The sequence below is a fragment of the Microcoleus sp. ARI1-B5 genome, from assembly GCF_036705795.1.
Classification (GTDB): Bacteria; Cyanobacteriota; Cyanobacteriia; order Cyanobacteriales; family Microcoleaceae; genus Microcoleus.
Window position 1 is genome coordinate 1 of sequence record NZ_JAUBVK010000082.1, and the last position, 1,149, is coordinate 1,149.

Sequence of the window (1,149 nt, forward strand, 5' to 3'; positions counted from 1 at the left end):
ATTAGACATCTCCCAAAACTCGCAAAGCTTATCTGGGAAAGGCTTTGCGAATTATAACTTCTCAAAAATCTCTACCTTCTAACACGGGTTAATCAGGCTTTGAGCTAGTTCCAGTTAATTTAGAACCCAAATCTAGATAGGGTAGCACTGCAATTTAGACCCCACTGTCTTCTGGTTTTAATTGTGGCAGTATTAAGGCTCCCACTCGCAACCTGACTAACCCGCAAATTGTCAAAATTACCTGCTCATATCGGGAGGAGCTTAGCCGAAACCTCTCAGCGGCTACTCGGAATACTTTGAGTAATCTAATCATATGTTCAACAACAATTCGTTGCTTTGATAATTTTTTATTTTCTTCTTTCAGGTCGGCGGTTAATTCCTGCTTCTTCGGTTTTTTGTGGGGAGTCTTAATCTGCTCCTCTCCTACATAACCTTTGTCTCCGAGAAACCTTTGCCCAACCGCAAATTCTGACCGTCGCTCTCTAAAGAGATTAATATCGCTATTTGGTCCCGGTTTCCCCACTATAACATCGACTATCTCTCTTGTATTTGGTAGGACAATCAACTGATTTTTTCGCGTAGGATTTTTCTTCTTTCCTGAGTAGCACTTTTTCTGCTCTTCATAGTCTCTAGGTCTTTCCCTGACTTGTTCTGAGCTATCTACCACTAACTCCCATTCCTTCAGCATTTCCTTGACCCATTCCCAGTCTCCGTCGTTTTTTTTTACTTGTTCTAATAAACTCGCTGGTAACAATTCTCGTAAGATTTCTGACCAGTAATGAAACAGACTGTGCGCTGTCGATTCACTCACCCCGAATTGCACACCCAACATTTGAAACGTTGGCAGGTGATGGAGGTAGACTAAAGTTAGCAAGATTTGCTCCCTCACGGAAAGCTTTGGCTTTCTGCCACCGCCTTTGTTAATTATCCTAATTTTTGCGTCTTCATGCACAGCCTGCTTTTTTTCCTCTAAAGCGGCTGCTTGGGTTATTAGCTGTTGCAGTTGTTCGTAGTCAACTCCTATTAGCCGTTTAGCCTGTTGTGGATTTTTAGTGATGTATTCTAGTAGCGAACTCATGCTCAGCCCCGAAAAAAATCTATTTTACCATCTCTCCCTACTCTTTATTTTATTTTTCGGAGATGTCTATT

The 1,149-nt window shown here is 41.7% G+C and carries 1 protein-coding gene; it reads right to left on the reverse strand.

From position 1 onward, the window contains the following. Nucleotides 1-154: 154 nt before the first annotated feature. The gene (locus QUB63_RS34950) at nt 155-1,078 is read right to left on the reverse strand and encodes a transposase family protein (protein ID WP_332949973.1); all 924 of its coding nucleotides are present in this window, start codon (nt 1,076-1,078) and stop codon (nt 155-157) included. Between the last annotated feature and the right edge of the window lie 71 nt (nt 1,079-1,149).

Coding starts and splice junctions, on each gene's coding strand:
- QUB63_RS34950 (WP_332949973.1), bottom strand. CDS start 1,078: ATGAGTTCGCTACTAGAATACATCACTAAAAATCCACAACAGGCTAAA.